This window comes from Rubritalea sp. (assembly GCF_039830215.1).
Classification (GTDB): domain Bacteria; phylum Verrucomicrobiota; class Verrucomicrobiia; order Verrucomicrobiales; family Akkermansiaceae; genus Rubritalea.
In genome coordinates this window covers 1-3,732 of record NZ_JBDOPO010000309.1, presented here as the reverse complement: position 1 = coordinate 3,732, position 3,732 = coordinate 1, and the positions used below count along the sequence as shown (strand labels likewise).

Annotated in this window: 5 protein-coding genes; all 5 read left to right on the top strand. The window is 51.0% G+C overall.

The window, feature by feature from the left end; all coding sequences use genetic code 11:
- The first annotated feature begins 373 nt into the window (after nucleotides 1-373).
- The gene (locus ABGY95_RS10330; protein ID WP_347441603.1) at nucleotides 374-670 is read left to right on the top strand and encodes a hypothetical protein; all 297 of its coding nucleotides are present in this window, start codon (nucleotides 374-376) and stop codon (nucleotides 668-670) included.
- A gap of 294 nt (nucleotides 671-964) precedes the next feature.
- On the top strand, nucleotides 965-1,939 hold the full coding sequence (locus ABGY95_RS10325; RefSeq protein WP_347441602.1) for an NAD(P)-dependent oxidoreductase: 975 nt from the start codon (nucleotides 965-967) through the stop codon (nucleotides 1,937-1,939).
- A complete protein-coding gene (locus tag ABGY95_RS10320; RefSeq protein WP_347441601.1) occupies nucleotides 1,915-2,430 on the top strand; it encodes a gluconokinase in 516 nt (171 codons plus the stop codon). The genes ABGY95_RS10325 and ABGY95_RS10320 overlap by 25 nt, the downstream gene beginning before the upstream one ends.
- Entirely contained in the window at nucleotides 2,427-3,491 is a 1,065-nt protein-coding gene (locus ABGY95_RS10315) for an Ldh family oxidoreductase (protein ID WP_347441600.1), read from the top strand. The genes ABGY95_RS10320 and ABGY95_RS10315 overlap by 4 nt, the downstream gene beginning before the upstream one ends.
- A 2-nt stretch (nucleotides 3,492-3,493) precedes the next feature.
- A partial coding sequence (locus ABGY95_RS10310; protein WP_347441599.1) for a glucuronate isomerase occupies nucleotides 3,494-3,732 on the top strand: 239 nt, incomplete at its 3' end.

The window sequence follows — 3,732 nt, the reverse complement described above, 5'->3', positions numbered from 1 at the left end:
GAAAGTCTTTCCAGCCCGAAGGGTGGCTATCGACAAAACGAGCTATGCTCGCAAATTTAAAGAATCAATAACTCACACACCGACAACGGGAGTTGCCGGTGGTGCCCTTTATTCTTTAGGCTGCCAAATAAGCAGGTTTTACAACAAGAGAGCATAAAGAATCGTTCACACCACAGAATTGTAGCTATTTTCAACTTTAAGACCTCCGCGTCCATCCAATTAGATCACCTAAATGTCGAACTGCGACCCAGCGAAGCACTCTTCATTCCTCCTCACTAATTGTATCACTTTAGTAACTTGGAAACAAATAGACTTACCTTTGAGCTTGAGCGGCTCCCCTTATATCGAACTACTACGTAACTCAGTTATTCCAATGAGCGAAGAAACTATGCAGAGCCTCGGCGCAACTCTCAACAGCTACGCCTGCGAAAAGGAAACTTCACATTCGGCCAATAAACACCAAGCATTAGTACTCACGCCGCTCATTCGCCTAAAGAAGGCTGCCACAGGCCTTTCTATTCCCTACAAAATCATCACCGACTATATAGTGAGCAAGCACACCCCCTTTATGAGCGAGACGGCCAACACAGAGCTAGCAATAGCTATAGTAACCGACAGTTTTAAGCTTCCAGAATCGCATATGCGTTCTGTATACCGCGACTCCGCTTGAGCTTCCCCCGGAAAATACAATTTGAACTATAAAATTCACACCGCCCTCTACTAGCGAACACAACACTAGTAGTGTCCCAGATTGCTGACTGATCAGCCACACATCAATCAACACATTTAGGCGTAACTTCAAAGAGAAAAATGGCTTACCTCCAAGTCTCTTTCGTAAGAAATGACCGTGGCTTGTCCCACGTCACATTCCGACGCGAAAATAAACCCGCACGTCGCATATTAAAAATTACATATACGCAGGGTAATATTGTTCAAAGGTCACATCGAAGGGCAACCTATCTGGATGGAAACCATTTTTGTCTCTGAAATCTCTTACGCCAAAGCGAGCAGTACGTTTGAAACTCTGAATGCGACTACGAGCTTTCAGTTCACCCCCGTCGCTGAAGACGAGCCCACTCTTGCAGCTGCTATTCGTGACAATAACGTCAAAGCATTTATTGCCGACATTCACCCATACACGGGCGAACTCTACACCAGCCTCCCTAAAGGCGGCGTCATCGCCCGCTACGGCGTCGGCCACGACAGTGTGAATAAAGACCTAGCGACCGCGAACGGTCTATGGGTCGCAAACACTCCAGGAGTTCTCGACAATGCTGTTGCCGAGCACGCAGTTTGGATGATTGGAGCACTCGCACGCCACATCCATGACGCACATGCTAGCACAGTCGCGGGCCAGTGGGCTCCTAAGGGCGGCTTTGAAATACGTAACCGCAACATCTCGATCCTCGGGTGCGGCCGCATCGGCCGCACACTTGCGGCGAAGCTTCATCACGGATTCGGTATGGTAGTCACAGGATACGACATCATGGAGAAACCGAATTTTGCACCAGAAGACGGAATTACTCACTACACGACTTCTCTTGACGAAGCATTAAAGGACGCAGATTACGTTCTCACCCTTCTTCCTGTGCTAGAGTCTACCAAACACATCGCCAACGCTGAATTCTTTGCTAAGATGAAGGCTGGCGCACATTTCATCAATTCTGCTCGTGGTGCTCTGGTCTGCGAAAACGACCTTTATGACGCACTATCCAACAACCACCTCGCAGCCGCGGCTCTCGACGTATTCGAAAACGAGCCATACACACCACAAGCTGAAGGTAAGGACCTCCGCACGCTGCCGAACATTCTCGTGACACCACACGTCGGTTCAAACACTGAAGAGTCAAATGCCGCGATGGCATCCACTGCTGCGCAGAACATTATGCAAATACTCACCGAAGGCCCTGAAGCATGTCAGAACATCGTCAACCGCTAGGCAGCTCAGTCATCCTCATGGGGGTAAGTGGCTGTGGTAAATCTACTGTTGGCACTCAGCTTGCAGAAGCTACTGGTGCAGCCTTTTTCGACGGCGACGACTTCCACCCCTCCGCTAACATCACTAAGATGGCTAGCGGCACGCCCCTCACTGATGATGACCGCCAAGGCTGGTTGATCGCTCTACGCGACCTGCTAGACGAACACTCCGACCAGCCGATCATCATCGCGTGCTCCGCACTCAAGCAAAGCTACCGCAAGTTGCTCGAAACGGCAAAAGTGCTACCTAGCTTTGTCCACCTTCATGGAAGCCGTGAGACATTGCTAGCACGACTCGAAGAACGCAGCAAAGAAGGCGAGCACTTCATGCCAGCATCCTTATTAGACAGCCAGCTCGCCACCCTCGAAACCCCAGGCGACGACACACTCACCGTCTCGATTGAAAACACACCTCAAGACATCGTAACTCAAATCATTTCCACAATCTCATGAACGTCATTTCCGTAGAATCCCACAACAAACTCGTCCAAGCAGCCTACGAAGCACGTGGCTTCCAAGCTGACGAAGCGCGCGCTGCAGCCGAAATGTGCGCCGCAGCTACATGGCACGGCAACCGCACACACAATGCTCTCAAAGCTCTCCATCTTGACGACCTGTTCGGCTCAGTTGCTGGCGGTTGTGTCCCTGGTGCAGAAATCGAAGTGGTTGAAAACCGCTTCAGCGCAGCAGAGACATGGAATTCCAACAAAAAGCTCGGGCAGGCTGTTGCCAAACAAGCTTTCGAGCGTGCTATCGAGCTCGCTGAAAAGCACGGAGTTGGCATCGTCAGCGTCGACAACTGCTTCCACTACCTCTGGGGTGGCGGCTATGTCATCGAAGCAGCAAAGCGTGGTTATATTGCTTACACAAACTGCACATCCACACTTGCTGAAGTAGTTCCATTCTGTGGAAAGACTCCGACCCTCGGCACCAACCCACACAGCTGGGGCTTCCCAACTACTGATGCCCTCGGATACCCAATCTGTATCGACTGGGCAACATCCACTGTAGCAATGGGCCGCGTGCAACAGCTCAAACGCGAAGGCAAAGAACTGCCACAACTCGCAGCGGTAGACAGCGACGGCAAGCCAACTATTGACCCAAATGAAGTCTCTGCACTACTTCCATTCGGTGCACACAAAGGCTACGGCCTCTCACTCATCAACGAGATTACAGCAGCATTCATCGGCGGCTCACTTCCTACACTGCGCGGCCACGCTCAGCCCGGCACAGACGTGAAAACAACTACTGCGTTCTTCTTCCAGATCATCCACCCTGATGCTATCTCCGGCGGTGCATTTGCCGATGGAAAAGACCAATCAGGCAACGTCAAAGCTGTGCTCGAAAACATCCTCGGCGAAGGCAACAGAAACTGCATTCTCCCAGGACAACTCGAAGCCGAAGCTGCTAAAAAATCAGAAGAAGCTGGTGGTCTACTCTTCAGTGACGCCGAGCTTGCTGAACTCAACGAAATCGCGGCATCACTCGGATTCGAACCACTGAGCGCTATCTAAGCATGTATTTACACCGGGACATTTTCCTCGATACGGAAACGGCAAAGCGGCTCTACCATGAGATCGCTGCCCCTCTTCCAATTATCGACTTCCACACGCACCTAAACCAGCAGGAGATCCTCGACGATCACCACTTCGCTAATCTTTGGGAGCTCTGGCTCAAGCACGACCACTACAAATGGCGTTTGATGCGCGGCTGTGGTGTCGCTGAAGAATTTGTCACAGGAAGTGCTTCACCATG